This is a genomic window from Glaciimonas sp. CA11.2 (genome assembly GCF_034314045.1).
Classification (GTDB): Bacteria; Pseudomonadota; Gammaproteobacteria; order Burkholderiales; family Burkholderiaceae_D; genus Glaciimonas.
In genome coordinates this window covers 3,546,430-3,569,639 of record NZ_JAVIWL010000001.1, presented here as the reverse complement: position 1 = coordinate 3,569,639, position 23,210 = coordinate 3,546,430, and the positions used below count along the sequence as shown (strand labels likewise).

Genomic DNA, 23,210 nt, shown 5'->3' with positions numbered 1-23,210 from the left:
TGTTTGTAAAACGAAGCGGAATCGGTTTTTCTCGAAACCAGCTCGCCGTGGGTATTCTGGCCGATCGTGACCACCGATTCTGGTCTATCGTGACCGACCATTCTGGCGCATCGTGACCGCTCATTCCGGTCTATCGTGACCGATTTCAAGCCCGACCAGAATCGGCGGTCACGATAGCAGAATCATCGGTCACGATACCGGAATGGTGTCGTACAGCACCGTGATGATGTTACGCATAGAGCAACCGAACGGGTACGCTTCCAGTTTGTCTGGAGACAACGTGCCCGTACAAAGGATCACTATGCGTAAGATAAAAGACGTATTACGTTTAAAACTGGATGCCAAACTATCGCACCAGCAGATTGCCGCAGCACTGGGGATTTCAAAAGGAGTCGTCACCAAGTATGTCGGCCTGGCCGCCGTTGCCGGTTTGGACTGGTCGGCGGTGCAAGATGTAGACGACACCGAGTTGGCGCACCGGCTTTTGGTCACGCCAGAACGGACCCGAGACCATGTCCAGCCAGATTACGCCAGGCTGCATCACGAACTGCGGCGCAAGGGGATGACGCTGATGTTGCTATGGGAAGAGTATCGTGCCGATTATGCCCAGCACCAGACCTATGCCTACTCACAGTTCTGCGTGAATTACCGGCAGTTTGCCAAACAGCTCAAACGCTCTATGCGCCAGATTCACCGGGCTGGCGAGAAACTGTTCATTGATTATGCTGGTCCGACTATCGGTCTCACTGATGGTAGCCGTGCCCACATCTTCGTCGCTGCTCTGGGCGCATCGAGCTACACCTATGCCTGTGCTACGCCGCGTGAGACGATGGCCGACTGGCTCACTTCGACAGCGCGTGCGCTGCGCTTCTTCGGCGGGGTACCGCAGTTGATTGTTCCCGATAATCCGAAGGCTATGATCGCCGACGCCAATCGCTACGAACCACGCAGTAACGACACCGTACGCGATTTTGCGCGCCACTACGGCACCTCCATCTTGCCAGCCCGTCCGCGTCATCCTCAGGATAAAGCGAAGGCCGAATCAGCAGTGCAGATCGTCGAGCGCTGGATCATGGCGCGTCTGCGACATCAGCAATTTAGCAGCGTCCACGAGGTCGATGTCGCCATCGCACCGCTGCTGAGCGTACTTAACGATAAGCCGTTTCAGAAGCTACCCGGTAGTCGCGCCAGTGCGTTTGCCCAACTCGATGTCCCGGCGCTACGGCCTTTGCCATTGCAATGTTATGAGATGGCGCATTTCAAGACTGTCAGGGTGCATAACGATTACCACGTTGAGATCGGCCGCCATCACTACAGTGTGCCGCAAGCCCTGGTCGGTCAGGTGCTGGAAGCCCGGATGACAGCGACGACAGTGGAAATCCTGCATCGCGGTCAACGTGTCGCCAGTCATCCGCGCAACAGTGGCGAAGGCGGGTTCACCACCGACACCCTGCATATGCCGGTGGCGCATCGTGCGCAATTGGAATGGACGCCACAGCGACTGATTCACTGGGGACAGACCATCGGTACGGCGACAGCGGAGGCGGTGACGCGTCTGATGGCCGAGAACAGACATCCCGAGCACGGCTACCGTGCCTGTCTTGGTCTGCTGTCATTGGCCAAGCGCTACGGCAAGCCACGTCTTGAAGCAGGATGCATGCTGGCCTTACAGCTCGGTGCCTGCCAATACCGCCACGTCCGTGACATTCTCAAAAATAACCGTGATCGCACACCGTGTGCCCCAGTTGGCGATTGGGTCAGTCCTGACCATGCCCATGTGCGTGGCCCTGATTACTATCAATGAGGATGTCAACGATGATGATGCATACCACTCTGGCCCAATTGCGGACCTTAAAACTCGATGGCTTAGCGACCGGACTGGAGGAACAATTGACGCAGGCCAGTATGGCGGCGATGAGTTTCGAGGAACGTCTGGCACTCTTGGTTGATCGCGAAGTCCATTGCCGCAATGACCGCAAGCTCCTGCGCCTGCTTAAGAACGCCCACCTGAAATACGCACAAGCGGCGATTGAAGACATTGATGCCCGCTCGGGGCGTGGCATCGACCGCCGTGAAGTGATGAGTCTGGCGCTGGGAGATTGGGTCAGTGCTGGCCACAGCATTCTCATTACCGGACCGACCGGTGCTGGCAAATCGTGGCTGGCCTGCGCACTGGCACAGTACGCCTGTCGGCGCGGATACTCTGCTGTTTATCAACGCGTACCCCGTCTACAGGAAGAACTACGCATCCGGCACGGCAGCGGCAGCTTTGGGAAATGGCTGCTCCAACTCGCCAAGATCGATGTCTTGGTACTTGATGACTGGGGCATGGGCGCGATCGACAGCACGACCCGTTCCGACTTGCTGGAGATGATTGACGACCGGGCGGCAAACAGAGCGACGATTATTACCAGTCAACTTCCTGTTGACCATTGGCATGCCTGGATTGGCGACGCCACTATTGCCGACGCCATCCTGGACCGCATTCTGCAGCGCAATCATCGGCTGACACTGACCGGCGATTCACTGCGTGGCGCAGAACGACCTAAAACCAGCAAAAAGGAGAAAACTATCGACCCATCGTGACCGCAGACATTACAATTTAACCGCGTAACAACATCGCAGGCGCAGCGGTCACGATCGGCCAGAATGAGCGGTCACGTTGACCAGAATACGCACGCCGTTCAAGACCACCGCACAGACCTGCACCGGTAAGCGGACACCTTTATCGGTCCTTCGCATTTGGCGCTTCTTTGGACAACCCAAGCGAATCCCTTCGTTGACCGCGGACGCTGCAATACTGCTACTGATGGGCATGCCGCGCCGATAACGCCAGCCATAATTGGCCAGACATTTTTTGTTGACGGCCAAATAGAACTACGTGCCGGGTAGGTTTCCTACCATAAAGGCTGATGGGCCGGATCAGATAGCGTGGGCCCACCATGTCAGGCAGGTTTTTGAGTCCTTAGACTACCGCGTAAGGTCTGCCGTGCCACGTGCTTTATTTGGCATTGGCGATTTCATCTCTGCGATCATAGAATCGTTGAATTGCTGATACCGCGTCTCAGTAAGAAACTGAGGGTAAAAGTAACGCAAACATGCGCCTTATTCAACCAACTCAGCATTAGCATGTACCAACCTGTCACGCGCACTAAGAACGTGCTCGTTGGCTAATTTTTCCGCAAGACCGCTATTTTTCTCTGCGATCGCCGCAATGAGCTCAAGGTGTTCTGCGTGCACGGTCTCGGCACGAGGGTTCGATAAGCTAGCCAAGCCGCCCACCATCACAAGCTGTATTTGGTTTCGCAGGCTTTGAAGGACTCTCTGTAGCTCTATGGATTGCGAAGCTTCGGCAATCGCCGCATGAAATTCAATCCCCATGCGAGCCGCATCCTTCTTGCTTGGCTCAACACCGACAAGACGATCATTCAATATCGCGGCTGCGTCACGTAATGATGCGACGAGTTTTGGAGTGGAACGTTGCGCTGCCCAACTAGCTGCAATACCTTCCAATGCCGCACGTATCGTATAGATCTGATAAATTTCCTCAGCTGTCGGACGCCGCACCACAGTTGAACGGTTTGGGCTACTGAAAACGAGATTTTCGCGCTCTAACTGAATGAGGGCTTCGCGTACAGGAGAACGGCTGACACTGAGTTCCTTGGCTATCGCTGGTTCTTGAAGCAGTGCTCCTGCTTTTAATGAGCCGTCCAAAATCGCATTGCGCAAGGCTTCGGTAACCCCGTCAGCAAGAGAGGATCGAGATGAGAGGTGAAGAGCCATAGTTAATTCTTAAATGTGTACATTGTCGACATTGTACCGTACACCGAGATCATGACCGTGAATTCGTTCAAGGAAACTGTCATTCAGTTCGCCGAGAGAAGATAAACCCATGAGTGCCATATTTCGAGATACTTCATCTTTAAGAATGTGTACTGCCCTCATCACGCCCTCCTCGCCCGCCACGGAGGCGGCGTAGGCGAACGACCGCCCCAACAGGACGAACCTGGCACCAAGCGCAAGCGCCTTAAGAACGTCACTTCCTCGTCTAAGTCCGCTGTCGAAAATAATAGGAGTTTCTGGGCACGCCGATACTATTCTCGGCAGTACTCGCAATGGGGAAATAGCACCATCCAACTGCCTTCCGCCGTGGTTAGATACAACAATAGCATCGGCTCCCAGGCCTACCGCAGTTTTTGCGTCACGAACATCCAACAGTCCTTTGACCACCAGTTGACCTCGCCAAAGTCGGCGTATCGCCTCAAGGTGGCGCCAATTAATGTGTGCTCGTTCGCCCAGATCTCGCTCCAGTGTAGATGAGAAAATTGGCACACCTCTACCTACATGATTGTTTTCAAAATGGGGCATACCGTGGCTCGCCAGCGTTCTCAAGAAAGTCCCAAAGGTCCAGCGCGGATGCATCAGGCCTTGCCAGGCCAGCTTCAGGCTTGGTCGTACTGGCGTGGAAAAGCCTGCCCTCACATTATTCTCCCTGTTTGCGCCCACCGGGCAATCTGCGGTGATTACAAGCACGCGATAACCTGCGGCGCTGGCGCGCTCAACGAGTTGAATGACACCTTCGTCGTCGCCAGGAAGATACGCTTGAAACCAGGCATCTTCATTCTCGCGCGCGATCTCTTCGAGCGCAATAAGAGAGGAGCCACTCAATATCATTGGGATGTTTGCTCGACGAGCAGCGCGTGCAAGCACAATGTCGCCGCGGTAAGCCCACAGTGCCGCGATTCCCATAGGTGCTATGCCGAAAGGCGCATCGTACTTGCGACCAAGTAAAGATACGCTAGTATCGCGGCGTCGGACGTCGACCATATAGCGCGGAATGAACCCGTATTCGGAAAAGACAGCCGCATTGTCGCGCAACGATTGGTTAGTCTCTGCTCCACCGGCAATGTACTCGAAGAATGGCTGGGGGAGATGTCGTTTTGCGGCCTTTTCGAAGTCGGCGAGACAAAGGAATTGACGCTCCAATAATTTCTGTTTTCGCATGCGTGAAGTCTCCCCCGTAAAAGGCGCATTCACAACCTGACTCCAAATCGAAAACCGAGGATAGACAGTTTGGAAAACTCCAGATCGGAATATTCAATAGAGCCCTTTGCACATGTTGACTCTGCCGTTTCAAGTTCAGGCTGACCCGGCCACATGACTTTAGCCACCCCTGTTGCGGGTGGGCTCTGTTCTATTTTCTTCTTCAACTTCTCAGAGCGAGAAAAATATTCCTCCTGCGCCGAGAATCGCTTCAGGTCAACAGCGACCGCAAACCAGTTCAGTTCATGCGGCGTGCCCAACGCGGCTTCACCGAATAGCTCGGCGAGAAATGCCATTCCATATCCCTTGTGCGCACCGGACGACAGGAGTGCCCCGCCCTCATAGAACGACTCTGGATCATTGGAAGGATTTCCCTCTTTGTCGATCAGCCAGCCATCTGGTACTGGCTTACGATTGGTCCGGTGGACAAGGAGCTTTCCTTGGGCCGTCGCGGAAGTGGCGAAATCGATAGTGCTGACTTGATTCTCTGACAGCGGAGCGCTGATCGAATAGGGATTCGTATCGAACTCTGCCTTGGCTCCGCCAAAAGGCGCAACCTCGCGGAGTCGCTGATTTGCGCCGCCTCCAAAGATCTGTGCCCACATGAAGTCCTTCGCCAGGGCCTCGGTAAATGCGCCGATCCGGCCGGTGTGCGCACAGTTGATCACCGAACCACCCGCAATACCATAAAGCCTTGCATTCTCGGCGAGGACGGGAACAAGATCGTTAAGTGCCAGGATTCCCCACGTTCTTCGCGCGTCTACTTGAACAAGCCCCGTGCTCAGTATCTTAATGACCGGTGTTGCGCGGTTATCTATATAGCCAGTTTCAATCTGATCGACATAACGCAACAACCTCAACAAGCCGTGTGATCGGACTCCCTTGGTATCAGACTCAACCAAATGGCTGGCCACGATATGAGCATGTAAATCGCTGGTTCCAAGCGCTACCAGGACCGACTTGCAATAGCTCAATGCCGTATCAATTTGAATCTTCATTTGTGTGTGAAATATAGAGGATATTTAAAAGACGTCTCATTGTCAGATCGCTGTCTGAAAGCTGCCCATCGGCTACGGTGTATTGATCGGAGCGACAGAAATCTTATTTACAGATAAATGCAAGTTGCGCAGCACCGTTCGAACAGCGCAGCATGCAAATCCTGCACGCTTCATTCAATTTCAACAATTAGGTCGATTTCTACGCAGGCGCCGAAAGGTAGTTGCGCAACGCCAAGCGCCGCTCGCGCATGCGCACCGGCCTCGCCAAAAACCGCAACAAGCAGCTCGCTTGCGCCGTTGGTCACCAAGTGATGATCGGTGAAAATGCCGGTCGAATTGACGAGTGAGGTCAGTTTGACAATTCGCTTAACGCGGTCCAGATCGCCTGTCGCGACATGCAACGTGCCCAAGAGATCGATCATTGCCGCCCTCGCCGCCAACTTACCTTCCTCAATCGATATCGCAGCTCCGAGTTGACCTATCCAGGCCTGACCATTCTTCTTAGCGATCTGCCCGCTCAGGAAGATCAGATTACCCGTTTGCACGAAAGGGACGTACGCTGCGACCGGCATCGCCACCGGCGGCAACGTGATGTCAAGTTGCTGAAGTTTTTTATAGATACGCATTAGTTTTCCAAGTTGAATGTGCAAGGCGCCAGTACATACGCCGTTAATGGGTGATGATTTTGGAAAGGAAGTCTTTGGTACGCTCGTTTTTTGGGTTTTCGAAGAATTCGCGCGGTGCAGCCTGTTCGACTATCTGGCCTTGATCCATGAAAATGACACGATCAGCGACAGCCTTTGCGAACGACATTTCATGGGTGACGCAAAGCATGGTGATCTTCATTTCAGCCAACTCAACCATGACATCCAGGACCTCCTGAATCATCTCTGGGTCGAGCGCTGAGGTTGGTTCATCAAAGAGCATTATCTTCGGCGAGAGGCAGAGCGCGCGCGCGATCGCCACGCGCTGCTGCTGTCCGCCTGAAAGCTGGAGCGGATACTTCCCGGCTTGCTCGGCGATGCGGACTCTCTTTAGTTGCTGCATTGCGCGCTCCTCCGCCTCGCGCCTGGACACCTTGCCAACCCATATCGGCGCCAGGGTCAGATTCTCAAGAACAGTCAGATGGGGAAACAAATTGAACTGCTGAAACACCATGCCGACATCCCTGCGGACCCTCTCTATGGAGCGCACATCATCCGTCAGCTCAGTGCCGTCGACAACGAGACTTCCCTGCTGGTGCTCTTCGAGCCGGTTGATACATCGAATCATCGTCGACTTGCCCGATCCCGATGGTCCACACACGACGATACGCTCACCACGGCGAACAGTCAGATTTATGTTGTGCAACACTTCAAAGTCGCCGTACCACTTATGGACGCCGTTAAATTCGATGATCGGTTGGTCAATTTTCATGCTGTCGAGGAATTGAGTGGGTTGAGAGGTCATTGGCGGCGCGTACCACGGTTCAAATGGTGCTCGATCCAACGGCTGTAGCGCGACATGGAAAAGCAGAATACAAAGTAAATTGCCGCAACGAATAGCTGCCCTTCAATATAGAAGCGCCGCCACTCTGCATCGGCAAGGGAGAGTTGGAGAGATCCTGTCAGTTCGAAGAGTCCGACAATCGTCACCAGAGAGGTGTCCTTGAAAGTCCCGATCAGCGTATTCATCATCGAAGGAACGACAAGACGCAGTGCCTGCGGCAGGACGATTTTGCTATTTGTCTGCCAGGTCGAAAGGCCAATTGCGCAAGCCGCCTCAACTTGTCCTTTCGGAATAGCCTGCAACCCCGCCCGCACTGCTTCGGCGAGATAGGCTCCGGTAAAAAGCGTCAATCCGACCAGCACCCGCACAAGCACATCGATGCTCATCCCTTGCGGCAATAACAAAGGAAACATGAACGACGCCATGAACAACACCGAAATGAGCGGTACGCCTCGAACAATCTCCACAAACAAGACGCAAAGTGCCTTGATTATCGGCATTCTGGATCGACGCCCCAACGCGATCATCACAGCCAAAGGAAACGAGAGTCCAAGGCTCACCATGGACAACAACATAGTCAGTGGAAGTCCGCCCCATCGCTCAGTTTCAACCGGTTCGAGCCCAAACAACCCGCCGCGCAACATAAAAAATGCTGACAGAAGCGTCACCGACCAGATCACTAGCAATTTGGCGTGCCACATCCTTCTCCAGCAACTCAACACGAGCAGAAGCACAAGGGCAATCGTTACGATAAGCGGGCGCCACTGCTCCGGAAAGGGATAACGCCCAAAGAGCACGATCCGGTATTTGGCAGCTATAACGCCCCAGCATGCGCCATGTTCCGCAGCTGCCCGACACGCAGCGCTATCGGGCGCAAATACGGCGTTTCGAATAGCCCAGTTGAACGCAGACGGAAGAACCGACAACACCAAAACTGCAATGACACAAGTAACCACGGTGCTGAACAAGCCGCCAAACAGATTCTTTCTGCACCACAGCCAAGCCTTGCCCAGGGAGGAAGTCCTGGCTTTCGCACTAGTTGCTGCAAACGAGCTTTTCATAATACCCTCCACTTCAGCGCTCCTTGATGAGTGACCGTTTGTTATAGATATTCATGCCGACCGCCGTCACCAGCGAAAGCGTCAAATAACACCCCATGACAAGCGAAATGCATTCGAAGGCACGTCCCGTCTGATTCAGTGTCGTGTTTGCCACTGAGACCAAGTCGGGATAACCAATCGCGATAGCAAGGGACGAGTTTTTGGTCAGATTCATGTACTGGCTTGTCAGCGGAGGAACAATCACGCGCATTGCCTGTGGTAACTGCACAAAACGCAATTCGTATATCCGGCCCAACCCCAGCGCTGCCGCAGCCTCGTGCTGACCAAAGGGCACGGATTGAATGCCGCCGCGTACGATTTCTGCGATGAACGCGGAGTTATAGATCGTCAAGCCGATCAGAATAGTCAGAAACTCTGGCGTCACCGCAGCACCACCTTCGATAACCCCATCTGTTAGCCTCGGAACATCCATCACATGTGGTGCCCCACCCAACATCCATCCGGCACCAACACAGATAATCACAATCAAGATCAGCGGAACTAATACCGGCAACCGACGGCCATTCGCCTCTCGCTTCCGTCTGGCATAAATGCGCCATGCACAGCAGCCGACCGCAGCAGCCAAGGCTCCAACAAATACTCCCCAATAGCCAGCATCCCATTTCGGCAAGGGGAATTGCAGGCCATTTTTGCTCAGGAAAAGACCATCAATGGGGTGCAGTGCTGCATCAATCGACGGCATCAGCTCAGTCAGCAGGAAGTAGAGCGTAAACAGCTGAAGAAGCAACGGCACGTTTCGTACAACTTCCACATAGGCACCACAAAGCCCTCGCAGTAGTACGTTGCGCGAGAGACGGCCAATGCCGATCAGCGTGCCGGCGATAGTCGACAGAACACAGCCAAGCACTGCAACGCGAATAGTGTTCAACAGCCCTGCCATCAGAGCGCGCAGGTAAGAGTCGCTCGAATCGAAGACGAGTAAGGTTTCACTAATGGAAAAACCGGCCGGTTGCGACAAGAAGTCAAATCCGCTTTGAACACCACGCGCACGCATGTTTGTGAACGTGTTGTGTAACAGGTATGTCGCCATGGCGATCACCGCTGCCAGCGCGATCACCTGGTAGATTGCGCTGCGGGTACTTTTGCTACGCCACCCGCCTCGCCAACGCTGATTTCCAGTATGTTTCATGGCCGTGATCACCGTTCGGTTAGCGAACTGGCGGCACGTAGAACAAGCCACCCTTATTCCACAGATTGTTCATTCCCCGGGTCAGCTTCAAAGGCGACTTGGCACCGACGTTTCGCTCGAACATTTCGCCGTAGTTTCCCTCGGCCTTGATTGCGCGGTAAGCCCAGTCCTTGTCTAGCCCGAGCAGACGCCCCATGTCTTCGCCGCTGCCAAGGATCCGCTGCACCGCTGGATCCTTGCTGCTCGCCTTGAGCTCGTCGACGTTGGCTTGGGTGATGCCATACTCCTCTGCTTCAATCAAAGCAAAGACAACCCATTTCACGATGGCAAAGAACTCATCATCTCCCCGCCGCACCGAGGGCGAAAAGGGTTCCTTGGAGATACGCTCGGGCAGGATGACATGGTCTTCCGGATCCGACGCCTGTGCACTGCGCACCGAGGCCAGGTTTGAAGCGTCTGACGTATACGCTTGGCAGCGACCACTGAAGTAAGCTTTATCGGTCGCCTCTTGCGATTCGTAGACGACAGCCTTCAGGTTAAGGCCTTTGGCTTTCGAGAAGTCAGTGAGATTTTTCTCCGTGGTCGTCCCGGATCGAACGCATACCGTGGCACCCTTGAGTTGATTCACGCTAGTGATGTTGGCCCCTGTAGTCTTCTTGGTCACTGGATCTGTCTTCTGCTTTTTCACCATGAATGCCTGACCGTCATAGAACGTTGCTCCCGTGAAGTTCAAACCCAAGGAAACGTCGCGCGTAAGCGTCCAGGTGGTGTTGCGCGACAGAATGTCGATTTCACCCGACTGGAGCGCCGCAAAACGCTGCACAGAATTGAGCGGCACCCACTTGACCTTGTTCGCGTCGGAGAGCACCGCTGCCGCCACCGCCTTGCAAACATCGACGTCGATTCCCGTCCAATTGCCTTGGCTGTCAACAGCCGCAAATCCCTGCAAACCGGGATTAACACCGCAGGCGAGCTTACCTTTGGATTTGATTGCTTCCAGCGTCTTGCCGGCATAAGCCGGCTCTGTATAGATGGACAAAATGGCGAGTATTGCGGCAACCGACAGCGAACAGATCGAGATTTTCATTTTGATGTCCTGAAATGGTTAGTAAAAGAACGAAGTTTTCCTAGAATACAAGGCTTTGCAAGGTTTCGATGGCGGCCTTGGCGCGCTTGAGGCTTTCGGCGCTTCCGTGTTGCAGCGGAGACCGAGCGGCGCCAATGACTTGACCAACGTAGGCCATTGCGTCCTTGAGAGGGCCTGGATGATTAGCGGTATAGAGAGCTTCAACCAATGCCAACAGAGCATAGTGGGCTTTTTTCGCATTGGCGATATCGCCGCGTTTGGTAGCCTCGAAAAGCTTCTTATGAAAAGCCGGCACGAGGTTTGCCGTCATAAAAATACCACCAGGGCTACCTAACAAAAAGGTCGGAAAGCCAAGGTCATCATCACCAGACATGACCGCGATTCGCTCTCCCACTGCCTTGATTTTTGCGGAAACAACCGCGAGATCGCGCTCACATTCCTTCAGCGCCACTATGGATGGAAGTTTGGTCAGCCGCTCAAGAATCGGGATATCCAGGGTCAGTCCCGTGCGTCCCGTGTTGTTGTACGCCACAATCGGCAGCGACGTGCCGTCGGCAATTGCGGCAAAGTGTTCGACAATGCCATCCGCGCTTGGCTTGATGTAGTAAGGAGGCAAGACCAGAACCGCATCGGCACCAGCGTCTGCGGCATGCTTGGCCGTGTCCAGTACCTCGCGGGTAGCCGGAGCTAACGCGCCGACGATGATCGGGATCCGTCCCCGCACTTGATCAACAGAAACTTCTACAACCTTTTTACGTTCGGACGGCGTGAGGCTCACGTATTCGCCGCTTCCGCCAACAACAAGTAGGCCACCGGCGCCCTCATCCACTTGGAAATCGATGAGTTTTCGAAAGGCTTTTTCGTCAAATTCGTCGTTTGCGGTGAAGGGCGTGACGATCGCTGTGTAGATTCCATTTGCAGTAAATTTCATATCTTTCCTTATTTAGTGTTTGTCGTTCAATGAAAGGGGAGACCAATCGCTCTGAAGCTCTCGGAAAAGGCATTCGGCGATCCAGTAATTTCCATAGGGCATGACATCTTCTTGCGGAAATCTGCCCAGGCGCGGGTGGCCTGGTTCGATGTGGCGCATACGCCCCCAGGTTCCGTGCAAAAGAACACCACCGTCGGTAAGAAAATTCGCGATCAAGGTCTTCAGCGTTTCGCGCGCTGTGGTGAGATAACGCTCCGCTTTATCCGGAATCCAGCGGGCGAGCCGAAACAAAACAGCGGTGGCGATTGCCGCGGCACAAGAGTCATACGGCATCTTTTCGCGCTCGGGATCGAAGTAATCGTATCGAGGCACCCAATCCGAAGGCGCATTTTGAACATACCAGTCCGCAGCACGTTCTGCAGCATCCAGATATTTCTGATTGCCGCTCGCTTCGTATCCGTGCGCGTATCCAAGCATTGCCCAGGCCTGACCACGTGCCCAAACACTGTCGTCGCGCCAGCCTTGAAGGCTGAACAAATGTGTGACCGATCGCGTTTCAGGATCCAGGGCGGCAGCGTGACAGCTTGAGCCGTCCTCTCGGACAAGGCCAACAGACAAGACCGTATCAAGATGCCGGTACGGTAACGTTGCCCGCTCAGGTTCCCATTGAGAAGCCCAAAGCATCGAAGGCAAATTCAGGCCGGTATCAATCACGATCCGATCGGCACTTGCTATTTGCAGGAATGCATTGGCTTTTTTGTCAAAAATATTGGCAAAATTATCACCGCCAGCCAAAGCCCATTTCTTTAGCTGTTTATCGCCCGTCATTTGGTAGCCAAGCGTCAGGGCGTAATACATGTCGATGCCTGTCGACGAAAAAGTCGTTGGGTTTTTCGCAAGTACAGGGCCGATCTGCCGACTGATATGCATTGCAGCATCGGCATAACGCTGGTCTTGCGCGAGTCGGGATAGCAACCACAAGCGCCCTGCGAGGAAACCCGCCCACTGAAAGTTCGCCCAGCTATCCCAGACGTACTCGGAATCCCAGCTGTAGCTGCCGGTCATCGCATTAAGCCGCGGAACTCCGCCCCACTTTTCCAGCCCCTCCACTACAGCATCCGCGCTACGGCATAAGTGGCGCACCGCAGTCTCTAGCGTGTCCGCATAGTCATCATTCATCTCTACCTCTCAAAGTTCTAGTTCTCTGTCTTACCCGTTGGACTCTCCGCCGGCTGCACCACGAATTGCGGAGGCTTTCCTCTTAATGCATACTGTCGACAGAATACAATGTACACTACGCATATTCGACTTGCAAGTTTTTTTCTGTGCAGGTGCAGAACGGCCTAGCTCTGAGCGCAAGAAATCGCAAAAATTGGTTGAAAATCAGCGCCGAAAGCCCGAGAAACGGGCTTTATCGCTAAGCAGCATGAGCACGTCTTTCTCTTTATTTGGGGTGGCGACTCATCTTGATCGGTGACGACACAGCAAAAAGAGTCAACGCCACAATAAAAGACCGGTCCACGCGTTCGTAGAAATACGATCGCCCATATTTAGGCTCGCTCCAGATAGTTGTTCGCTCTGGGTAATTTAAAAGACATCCAATCGAGACACACATCGTGAAAATCGTCATTGCGCCAGACTCATTTAAAGAAAGCCTTAGTGCGGCGGAAGCTGCAGATGCCATTCGGGCCGGCTTCTACGAAATTTTTCCAAATGCGGAATATGTCCTCCTACCTATCGCAGATGGCGGCGAAGGCACTGTTCAGACGCTTTTAAGAGGGCTGGGAGGGGAATATAAGAACGCTTGTGTCAGCGACCCGCTTGGCCGCCCCATCGATGCAAAATTCGGTATTACGCCAGAAGGTGTCGCACTGATAGAGGTAGCAGCGGCCAGTGGACTTGAACGCCTCGCGCCATCAGAACGCAATCCACTAATTGCCAGCAGTCGTGGCACGGGCGAGCTCATCATCGCGGCCCTCGACATCGGTCTGCGTCGGTTCGTCATTGGTTTGGGCGGTAGTGCAACAAACGATGCGGCTATCGGAATCTTGAAGGCTTTTGGAGCCCGTATGCTGGATTCGAACAGTCAGGACGTGACGCTAAAAGACCTCCATAGATTAGAAAAAATTGATCTCACCGGTTTGGACCGCCGCCTGCACGAATGTCAGTTCGAGCTTGCCTGCGACGTGGACAACCCGCTTTGCGGGCCAAATGGCGCTTCTGCCATATTTGGACCGCAAAAGGGTGCGACACCGGAAATGGTAGCGATACTGGATCAGGGACTGGCACATTTCGCCAGTATTTTGCAGCGGGATTTCAACTTGCAAAAGGATTTGATTGATTTGCCGGGCGGCGGTGCGGCCGGCGGTATCGGCGCGACACTCGCTGCGGTTCTTGGCGCTCGTCTACGTCCAGGTACCGACATCATCGCAGAAGCAATAAAACTGGCAGAACTGATAGATGGAGCAGCACTGGTTATCACCGGCGAAGGTCGGATAGACAGCCAGACCTTGCGAGGCAAGGCGCCTGCGGGGGTGGCGCGAATCGCCCGCATGAAGGATATCCCGGTCATTGCGCTGGGCGGGTCAGTCGGCGCCGACGCCGACGCCCTCTATCACGCAGGCGTTAACGCGGTTTTTGGTGCCGTTCGGACTCCCTGTTCGCTCGATGAAGCGTTGCGGGACGCCTACCTAAACCTGCGCAGCAGCGCAAGAAACATTGCTGCGGCAATTCGTATCGGCCAATCATTTCATTAAGAGGTACGACGATTTTTTACGATGCGGCGAATTGACACAAATCTGGCGAAACAAATTGTTGCGGAAGCAACGAGGATCCCGCTGTTCAATATCAATGTGATGGCGACGAACTTCATCCTGAGGCCACATATTGCGGTGGGCCAGTCCGTTGTACCAAGTCGACGCAAACTATGTCGGACCAACTTGCACCAACAGGGGCGCTCATCTCATTCAGACCTGCTCTAGCGAAGCCCTACCACCTTGCTTCAGCGTTCTGATCAGCAGAACCCCTGTTGTGCCTTCGCCGAACTCTCGGCAACCCCGTTGATAAACCATCACGCCCAGCGCAATCAAGGAGTAAAGCTTATCCTCAGTGATTTTTTCTGACTCAGCACCCTGACCAACGCTGCGATACCTATGAAAATCGAGACAATTGATTCCAATGATTAACAGGCGATATATCGTCCAGGCTATAGTGCGGTAGTTTTAAAGCGATGGCTAAACCAAACCCTATACAAATTTCCAGACAAAAAAAACCCCGCTCACCTTACGGGAGCGGGGTAAATCCAAACCCTTAGGAGGTGTTGGAGGAGACAAATGAACTATATCGCACCGCACCATAGCTGTCTTCTTTATTATTGATATAAAACATATAAAAAATCAATATAACATCGATCAAAACCGGTCCCAGCCTTACTCAAGACACTTCGAGCCACCAACACTATACTAATCAAAAGTTAAATGCAGCCCTACAGAAAATACGCTATTCACCAACCCTCCTCGCCCAAACTGACCATCAAAATTCGCAAACCAACTTAATCTACGATTAATTGCTGTCGAAATACCAACACCGCTCCATGCTGTATTACGCGATAAGCCAATCCCCTGAACAGTAAAATTGCTGCCCGGCGCACCAGAAAACGCCGCCGAAAAATCTAAATTTCCGCTAGAAAATGCATGCTGCCACGCAGCATAAGCTTGCACCGTAGATGTGCCAGCAAACCAATCCACATTTGCCTCTCCACGCACCCCAAGTGCTGCCGCAGTTTGCTGATAATGTTGACTGTTAGCATTAAAGCCAAAACTGCCCCCGCTTTCAGCAAAACCGCCGCGCTTTAGCCGATCATAAGACGCACCGACAAATGGCGTGATGACCGCATCAGGCGATAAGGCATACGCATAGCCTGACTCCACATACGCCGAAAACATATTGTCCTTATGTTCTCCCGTCAGGCTCTCGATTTCAGTCCCGACGCTGGCGGTGCGATTAACCGTACTCGTTATCGTCGCCATCCCCACCCGACCTGATACATAAGCTCCGCCATTGAAGACATTGCCACTATCACTTTTTGTCTCTTTTGCCGCGAGCGTATTTAGATCGCTCAGTGCAACCCTACCGTAGAGCGAAATGCCCGTGTTCTGACTTTTAGAATTGCCCGCAGACCGATCAAAACTTGCCTGACTTTCTGAATACGATATTGCCGCGCCAACGATCGCCTTTTCATTCAATTGCCTGTCGACGCCAAACTCTCCACCCGCCATCGACGTACTTGCACCGGGGTAACCTGACTCGGTCAGTTTGCCGGAAGCACCGATCACGTTGCCCCACACACCGGCTTTAACTTGCTTGTTCTGATTACCCAATTGCGACAAGCGATTCGACAGTGCGCGATTGACTGCTTGCGATTGTTGAAAGGTCAAACCTTGTGCCGATGCGTAAATTTGTCCCGATAAACTATCCAATGCCAAGCCTAACGCGGCCACAGTTGGGACTCGCTCCAATGCTGCTGCGCTAGCGATCATCCCCGCATTGGAACCGCCCGTTTGACCGCTTGCCACCATAGCGTCAACTGCGGTCATGGCATGCTCGACATTGGCAGCGCTATTAGTCGTAGTCGGGTTGGCGGCAAGTGACTGCGCCGCTAGTGTCGTTGCGACACGTCCGATAGTCAGATCAACCTCCTTCGGTGCATAAGTGACATGCGCGCTCAGCAATGGCGGAAAAGCGGTTCCGACGCTTTGAAAACCAACATCACTAAAAGTATTTATCACCGCTGTACCCGCAGTGATCACCTTTTGCGGCACCCCGCTCGCCTGCGCAGTCACGTACGCATTAGCATCGGCGTTTCCGGCCGGAACCATCGCAACCAGATGCGACCCGCCCAACGTCGCAGTGCCGCCAACCGCCAGCGTTGCATTTATATCATTAGCCAACACCGCGCCGGTCGAAGCCGTGTAATTACCGCCAATAGTCAGACCGCTACCGGTATTGCTGAGACGACCGTTATTGACCACGCTGTTAGCGACAACCCCACCGCTCCCGCTCAAATTACCGCCCGCGTCGATTTGCACTGGCGAGGTAATCGACCCCGTGACATTCAACGTGCCAGCCACGATCTCGTTTTTGCCGGAATAAGTACTCGCACCCGATAAAGTCAGCGTGCCAGTACCAGCCTTAACCAGTCCCGCATCGCCCGATATCGCATTGCTAAAAGTTGATGCAACCGTATCGAAAGTAACGTTGACGTTTGGACCAAGGGCCAAACTCTGTATAAACAGTCCAGGCCCATTAACGGCTTTGCTAGCGTTGAGTAATCCCCATCCATAGGTTGCCGTATCGTTCATACTGGTTGCAGTCGACAAGATCGTCTGGCGCAGTAAATCGGCGTTCATCCAAGGGTAGACTTGCTGCACCATCGCAATCGCACCGGTCACCGCCGGTGTCGCAAATGACGTTCCGTATACACGTCCACCGGCGCTTGGTGAGACAAAATCACCCGCTGCGGCCAGACACCAGTTGGCCGCGACACCACATCTATTGGCATAACTGGAAATCACACCCGGAACCGTATCTGCGCTAGAAAAGGCTTGCGTACCGCCGACAGCATTCAACGCTGTCACCGCGATCCAGCCCTTCTGCAGATCGGGATAAAGCGCGGGCAAGCCTGCTGTCATCGTCGGCTGCGATGAACCGCCGTTACCCGTGGCCCAGACAAACAAACTGCCTTTCGCCACGAAGGGTTGATAAAGACTGTAATAAGTAGCGCTACCGGATGGCGTCGAAATGGAGCCGACGCCACTGGATTGATTAAAAATCCGCACGCCGTTGTTGTATAGAAAATTATAGATATCTGAATTCAATGCCAACTGATCAGCACCGATACCGGACGCAACTCCCTGAATATGTACGCCTGGCGCGACACCGGTATTCGTGCCGCCTAATGCTTCAGCCACTTCCGTACCATGAGGATCGCCGTTGCCGCTCGCACCAAAAAAACCGCCGCTGCTCGTCCCACTTGCAGCGGTATATACCGTCTTCGTGATGCGGTTGATCAGCTCAGGATCAGCGACGTTGAAATCGGTATCCACTACACCCACCGTCACGCCCGCGCCGGTAATGGCAAGTGCACGCGCCGCCCCGACCTTGCTCGGATCACTGGGGTTGTACACGACTGTATTAGACGAGATTGGGGGACTTGATGCAGTTGGAATAGGTGCGCTAGTACCGGGACTTTGACTACCACCACCGCCACCACCGCAACCATACAACAAGACTGAAACCGCAAGCGGTATTGCCGCTGGCGGGAAAGAAACTAACCGCTTGTGACGCATTGAAAACCTCGCCTAGAGCGTGAGCAGAAATGCTCACAAAAGTGCATATCGTCGATATGGCCTTAAAATCGTGTCGAGGTTTTCACGGGAGCTGATACGCGTTACATAGGTGGAATTTTTAGCGAATTCCCCGTTGCGACGACAATTATAATTAAAGGCTCTTAGTCGCCACATTCATCATCACAAGATTTCAAATTAAAGATAGACACGAATTCCCATCAATACAATATGATAAAAATAAGGTGTTCACGTAGCGTGAATATTCTGATTTTTTTGAGCAATAAAAGGGGTTTAAAGAGAATCGAAAAAATTTTATATGGAATTATTATTTTAGTCGAGTAGCAGTAAAATCGACGTTTATGATCAAGGAAAGTATTTCTGCAAAATAATATTATAAATAGAAGCAAGCTCTATAAAATCCACAAAGCTTGGAAGTAACGTGCACCACACTGCGAAATCGTATAAAAATTTTTACCGTGAAATTTTTATAATCCACTGAATCACCCCCAAGGCGAGTCGTGCAAATGATGAATTGATGGTTGAGTTCGGGACTGCATAACCGACAGAATTTTTTTCAATATTTATTTTCGATTTTCTGCATAAATTTTGAATTAAATTATTCAGAGCGCTCACAGATTCTTAATGAACGTGCAGTGGTTTTGCTAGCCGTTGTCTCGGATGTTGTCCACCCTGTTTTACTACGGGCTTATCTGGTTATTGTAGATTTTATCTGAACCAAATTACAAATTAATGGTCGAAGTCAACTTGGATCAGTTATCGCGTCTGGCACGATCCCAATCTTAAACAGCGTCGTTGCGCGGGAATCAACTAAGGCTCTGATTAAAGATGCTGACTAAAGATGCTGACCAAATAATGACGGGCCGATTCTGACGGCGTTTTAAACTGCCGCTACTAACATCTGCGCACCAGCGATGCATTTTTTAAACAAAAAAATGACGCCAACAAATTTAAAATAACACCTCGGCACGCGTCTAAAATAAACTGCTTATAAAAACAATGCGCTCTCAAACTCAATTTCCTCACAGTCGCCTGATAATTTACGGATCATGACCAATCAAAGTACTATTCAACATCCAAAAATAAAATATTTATAGCGCGCCATTTGTTTCGACAGATAGAGCACTCTCTTCGACAGTCGCCCGCGGCCATTGACGATCGCATTTGGTCGCAGCCAATGTAAGCTCCATCCGTGCCGTCACTACTTTCCAAATACGAGCAATGAACACGCATTTGTGCAATGCTCCACTCTTCAGCGTTACCCAATGCTATTAAAAAAATAATGAAAAAAATATCCTCACTCAATCGCTCAACGCTGATGTTCCCGCTGGCATTGGTGTTATTTGAATTTTCTGTCTACATCGCCAACGACATGATCCAGCCTGGCATGCTGACGGTCACCAGAGAGTTTGGTGCAAGCGAGGCATGGATGGCGTCTGCGATGACCGCCTTCTTATTAGGTGGCGCGTTATTCCAGTGGCTGTTTGGTCCGTTGTCTGATCGCATAGGACGACGTCCCGTGATGTTGGGAGGGACAGTATTTTTTATCCTTGCTTGCCTGGCAACCTTATTCTCCAATAGCATTGAGAGTTTTATCATTTTGCGCGTGGTCCAGGGGATTGGTTTATGCTTCATCTCCTCGGTCGGTTACGCCGTCGTGCAGGAAGCTTTTGAAGAAAAATCAGCCGTCAAAGTCACTGCCATGATGGCCAACGTCGCACTAATCGCGCCACTTATCGGTCCGGTCGCGGGGGCCTTCATGATCGAAATGTGGCCGTGGCGCATGGTGTTTGTTTTCATCGCAGCGGTGTCATCGGTCGCGTTGATTGGCCTCGCCCTGCACATGCCAGAGACTGTTCAACCGCGCAAGGAAAAGCTACCGCTCATACACATTTGGCACGATTATCAGCAAGTATTCCGCAATCGTTATTTCTTGATGGGCGCCCTTTCTATTCCCTTGCTCGCCGTACCGTTGATCGGCTGGATCGCTATGTCGCCGCTGATTTTGGTCGCAGACGGACACTTAAGCGTGATTGAGTATGGCTTATGGCAAATACCTGTTTTCGGCAGCCTGATTGCTGGCAATCTTGTGCTTGCCACGCAAGCAGATCGCTGGCGCCTCGGCACGTCGGTCAAGTATGCAATGTATCCCATTGCATGCGGCATCGTCGTGATGCTAGTCGGCTCTGCGATATTCAAAACGCCCTACTTTCTAGTACTCGGGATCAGCCTGATCTCTTTTGGCGAAGGATTATCAGTCGCGGTGATGGTCCGATTTACGCTAACAGAAAGCGATATCTCCAAAGGCACGGTCGCCGCGGCCATGGGTATCGTCAGCATGCTGATGTATGGTGTGGGGATCGAACTTTATAAGATGCTGTACTTGTACGCTGGCATGATGGGTTTTGCTTTTTTATCAACGTTGGTCGCATTGCTCTATTGGCGCTTGTCGCGCGATGTTGTGCAACGGGCGATGGCGGCGCGGGTGACTGGTCACGGTACCAAGCAAGGATCAGCGCGCTAAAAAAACCACTAAATCTTGATAAAAAATAGCACAAAATAGTGTGGGAGGCGCACAATAAAGTTGGCCAGGTGGCATGGTAAACTTTATTGTTTCGCTGCCGGAACTGTTCCACTCTAGTTAAATTTTTACCTTATATTTGAATTTAGGAAAAATTACTATAAAGTAAATTCAGCATTTGAATAACGTTATGTGAACGCCGCTTTACCGCCCCAGCGCCGCTGTCATATCGCTGTCACCAACTCGCTATACTCTTTTCAATCACACAGTTTTTCAGGATCAGTGCCGTACTTATCACCCATTTCCTCACTAACTTTCTACTGAAAGAATCATCATGAGCGCAAAAAAAATTCTGTTTATTGCCGGCGACTACGTCGAAGATTACGAACTGATGGTGCCTTTTCAAGCTTTACAGATGGTCGGTCATGTCGTCGATGTGGTCTGTCCTGAAAAATCTGCCGGTAGCAGTATTCGAACCGCCATTCACGATTTTGAGGGCGATCAAACCTATAGCGAAAAACCCGGCCATCGCTTTACCCTGAATGCGTCTTTCTCTGATGTCAATGTCGCCGATTACGATGCATTGTTGATTCCCGGCGGTCGCGCACCGGAATATCTGCGCCTGAACAAACGCGTGATCGAAATCGTTCAGCAGTTCAACGCGGCTAACAAACCTATTGCAGCGGTTTGTCACGGGCCGCAGTTGCTGGCTGCCGCTGGTATCTTGAAAGGCAAAACCTGCTCGGCCTATCCAGCCTGTGCGCCAGAAGTAGAACTGGCTGGTGGAATATATGCGGAGATTGATATCACGGCAGCGCATACCGATGGCAATCTGGTGACTGCACCGGCTTGGCCGGCACATCCGGCTTGGTTGGCGCAGTTTTTGAAGGTGTTGGGGACGCGGATTGAGTTGTAATTTATTCGTTGTTTGTTGCTGATATTTGGTTCAGGCAGAAAATGGCCGCTTCCTACAATGGGAGGCGGCCATTTTGTTTGTTGGTTGTGTGGTCGTGGATTGTCTATATTGTGGTTGCATCAAAATTTCGCAAAAGATGGTGCAATGTCTTATACTCTGTTGGTCCCTGAGAAAAAGGGGAACTGGTTTGACGACCTGACATACCTACAGCGCACAGACGGCGCAATGCCGTTTTTTTTCGTGCGTCTACCTTTGTTGCGCCTTCATTGGGTGGCAATGGTGGGGAACCTTCGGGTTGCCGGTTGCTGTAGGTATCGGTTCGTCAACCTTGCCATTTGCTGCCCACCCTGTTTGACGACAGGGCGCGGTTTTACTGCCACCTACGGAAGTCACAACATGCCTATCTTTGCCTGCTCAGAAACCATCACACGCCTTATTACTCACACCGACACGGGTGGGCAATCATGAGTAAGCCGATCCCGCCATCATCATCAGATTCGGAAGCATTTCATCAGCCTTTTTCTTGGCTGCCTCACGAGTATCAGAATGATCGGGCCGCGCAATTTTATGCGCTGACGGTGGACGTCTGCCGCGGTGTTCAGACTTGTATTGATTTGGTCCATTTGAGCAATGCGGATCGCGGTACGAGTGATGCGCCTACGTTGACTGTTCTTGCTACGGAGCGCTTGCTGCGATTGGCGTTGACGTCTTCTCAGATGCTGGCTGAGAATGCTGAGAGGCGGATTGATCGACTGGCGCTTAAAACATCCCTAGACGTCGATTAAATTCGTTAGTTTTATCGGATCACGCTTGGGTAAAAGTGGCCGCTTTCTTTTGCCGAAAGTGGCCATTTTTTCTTTACTGGATGTTATTGCCATGGATGGATGGTTGATAACTTAAACGGTTGGCGCTCCGTGGGTGCTTGTCGGGGGTAGCCCGACAGCTAGTGTCTTTCTTTTGCTTCGCCAAAAGAAAGGCACCAAAGAAAAGGCGACCGCAGAGACGCAGCCCTTCGGGTTCCCAAGTTTTTCGGGTGTCAGTCGGGTTGAAAGACCAACTCGCTACGCTCAAACATGTCTTCCAACAATTCCCGACTAACACCCGAAAAACTTGGCAGCGTCAATGTCGGGGTAGGTCAAGTGCCACTTCAAAATCAACTGCAACGTCAAAGGTGGCTGCGCCTGCAAGGTCAAAAGCAACGTCAAAGGTGGCTGCGCCTGCAAGGTCAAAAGCAACGTCAAAGGTGGCTGCGCCTGCAAGGTCAAAAGCAACGTCAAAGGTGGCTGCGCCTGCAAGGTCAAAAGCAACGTCAAAGGTGGCTGCGCCTGCAAGGTCAAAAGCAACGTCAACTGTGGCTGCGCCTGCAAGGTCAAAGGCAACGTCAACTGTGGCTGCGCCTGCAAGGTCAAAGGCAACGTCAACTGTGGCTGCGCCTGCAAGGTCAAAGGCAACGTCAACTGTGGCTGCGCCTGCAAGGTCAAAGGCAACGTCAACTGTGGCTGCGCCTGCAACAGCAACAGCATTCATTGATGATGTGCTTCAGTTTGCCCTAATCTTTTTATTAGCTTTTTTTGTTAGCACGACGGAATGTCAGTGCCTTTTCTAAAACGA

The 23,210-nt window shown here is 52.3% G+C and carries 19 protein-coding genes; 7 read left to right on the top strand and 12 right to left on the bottom strand.

What is annotated here, in order from left to right; all coding sequences use genetic code 11:
* The first annotated feature begins 280 nt into the window (after nt 1-280).
* Nucleotides 281-1,804 carry an IS21 family transposase gene (gene istA, locus RGU75_RS15405; RefSeq protein WP_322240175.1) on the top strand — a complete coding sequence of 508 codons (1,524 nt, stop codon included), beginning with the start codon at nt 281-283 and terminating at the stop codon, nt 1,802-1,804.
* Nucleotides 1,805-1,815: 11 nt separating this feature from the next.
* Complete coding sequence (istB, locus tag RGU75_RS15400) at nt 1,816-2,586, top strand: IS21-like element helper ATPase IstB (RefSeq protein ID WP_322232626.1); 771 nt, start codon at nt 1,816-1,818, stop codon at nt 2,584-2,586.
* 48 nt (nt 2,587-2,634) lie between these two features.
* Here the strand turns inward: istB and RGU75_RS15395 are convergent, their stop codons facing one another.
* The 11 genes from RGU75_RS15395 to RGU75_RS15345 form a co-directional block, all read right to left on the bottom strand.
* Entirely contained in the window at nt 2,635-2,871 is a 237-nt protein-coding gene (locus tag RGU75_RS15395) for a hypothetical protein (RefSeq protein ID WP_322237354.1), read from the bottom strand.
* Nucleotides 2,872-3,105: 234 nt separating this feature from the next.
* Complete coding sequence (locus tag RGU75_RS15390) at nt 3,106-3,783, bottom strand: GntR family transcriptional regulator (RefSeq protein WP_322237351.1); 678 nt, start codon at nt 3,781-3,783, stop codon at nt 3,106-3,108.
* A 9-nt stretch (nt 3,784-3,792) separates the two neighbouring features.
* A complete protein-coding gene (locus RGU75_RS15385) occupies nt 3,793-5,004 on the bottom strand; it encodes an alpha-hydroxy acid oxidase (RefSeq protein ID WP_322237348.1) in 1,212 nt (403 codons plus the stop codon).
* 29 nt (nt 5,005-5,033) lie between these two features.
* Complete coding sequence (locus tag RGU75_RS15380; RefSeq protein WP_322237346.1) at nt 5,034-6,041, bottom strand: Ldh family oxidoreductase; 1,008 nt, start codon at nt 6,039-6,041, stop codon at nt 5,034-5,036.
* A 170-nt stretch (nt 6,042-6,211) separates the two neighbouring features.
* Nucleotides 6,212-6,667 (bottom strand): RidA family protein, encoded by a 456-nt coding sequence (locus tag RGU75_RS15375; protein ID WP_322237344.1) that lies wholly within the window; start codon nt 6,665-6,667, stop codon nt 6,212-6,214.
* A gap of 43 nt (nt 6,668-6,710) precedes the next feature.
* On the bottom strand, nt 6,711-7,457 hold the full coding sequence (locus tag RGU75_RS15370; protein WP_322240562.1) for an amino acid ABC transporter ATP-binding protein: 747 nt from the start codon (nt 7,455-7,457) through the stop codon (nt 6,711-6,713).
* Nucleotides 7,458-7,486: 29 nt separating this feature from the next.
* Nucleotides 7,487-8,590 carry an amino acid ABC transporter permease gene (locus RGU75_RS15365; RefSeq protein ID WP_322237342.1) on the bottom strand — a complete coding sequence of 368 codons (1,104 nt, stop codon included), beginning with the start codon at nt 8,588-8,590 and terminating at the stop codon, nt 7,487-7,489.
* A gap of 13 nt (nt 8,591-8,603) precedes the next feature.
* Nucleotides 8,604-9,779: an ABC transporter permease subunit gene (locus RGU75_RS15360; RefSeq protein ID WP_322237340.1), complete on the bottom strand. Its 1,176-nt coding sequence runs from the start codon at nt 9,777-9,779 to the stop codon at nt 8,604-8,606.
* Nucleotides 9,780-9,798: 19 nt separating this feature from the next.
* Entirely contained in the window at nt 9,799-10,866 is a 1,068-nt protein-coding gene (locus RGU75_RS15355) for an amino acid ABC transporter substrate-binding protein (protein WP_322237338.1), read from the bottom strand.
* A gap of 40 nt (nt 10,867-10,906) precedes the next feature.
* On the bottom strand, nt 10,907-11,797 hold the full coding sequence (dapA, locus tag RGU75_RS15350) for a 4-hydroxy-tetrahydrodipicolinate synthase (RefSeq protein WP_322237336.1): 891 nt from the start codon (nt 11,795-11,797) through the stop codon (nt 10,907-10,909).
* A 12-nt stretch (nt 11,798-11,809) separates the two neighbouring features.
* Complete coding sequence (locus tag RGU75_RS15345) at nt 11,810-12,976, bottom strand: hypothetical protein (RefSeq protein ID WP_322237334.1); 1,167 nt, start codon at nt 12,974-12,976, stop codon at nt 11,810-11,812.
* 437 nt (nt 12,977-13,413) lie between these two features.
* Between RGU75_RS15345 and RGU75_RS15340 the strand changes: the two genes are divergently transcribed.
* Nucleotides 13,414-14,553: a glycerate kinase gene (locus RGU75_RS15340; protein WP_322237333.1), complete on the top strand. Its 1,140-nt coding sequence runs from the start codon at nt 13,414-13,416 to the stop codon at nt 14,551-14,553.
* A gap of 705 nt (nt 14,554-15,258) precedes the next feature.
* On the opposite strand, the gene RGU75_RS15335 is transcribed toward RGU75_RS15340, so the two are convergent.
* Nucleotides 15,259-18,144, bottom strand: coding sequence for an autotransporter domain-containing protein (locus tag RGU75_RS15335; RefSeq protein WP_322237332.1), 2,886 nt, complete (start codon nt 18,142-18,144; stop codon nt 15,259-15,261).
* 1,300 nt (nt 18,145-19,444) lie between these two features.
* Between RGU75_RS15335 and RGU75_RS15330 the strand changes: the two genes are divergently transcribed.
* The 4 genes from RGU75_RS15330 to RGU75_RS15315 all read left to right on the top strand — a co-directional run bounded on the left by RGU75_RS15330 (nt 19,445) and on the right by RGU75_RS15315 (nt 23,152).
* Nucleotides 19,445-20,686, top strand: coding sequence for an MFS transporter (locus RGU75_RS15330; protein ID WP_322237331.1), 1,242 nt, complete (start codon nt 19,445-19,447; stop codon nt 20,684-20,686).
* A 331-nt stretch (nt 20,687-21,017) separates the two neighbouring features.
* Complete coding sequence (locus RGU75_RS15325; protein WP_322237330.1) at nt 21,018-21,599, top strand: DJ-1/PfpI family protein; 582 nt, start codon at nt 21,018-21,020, stop codon at nt 21,597-21,599.
* A 464-nt stretch (nt 21,600-22,063) separates the two neighbouring features.
* Nucleotides 22,064-22,384, top strand: coding sequence for a hypothetical protein (locus RGU75_RS15320; RefSeq protein ID WP_322237328.1), 321 nt, complete (start codon nt 22,064-22,066; stop codon nt 22,382-22,384).
* A gap of 288 nt (nt 22,385-22,672) precedes the next feature.
* On the top strand, nt 22,673-23,152 hold the full coding sequence (locus RGU75_RS15315) for a hypothetical protein (protein WP_322237327.1): 480 nt from the start codon (nt 22,673-22,675) through the stop codon (nt 23,150-23,152).
* The last annotated feature ends 58 nt before the right edge of the window (nt 23,153-23,210 follow it).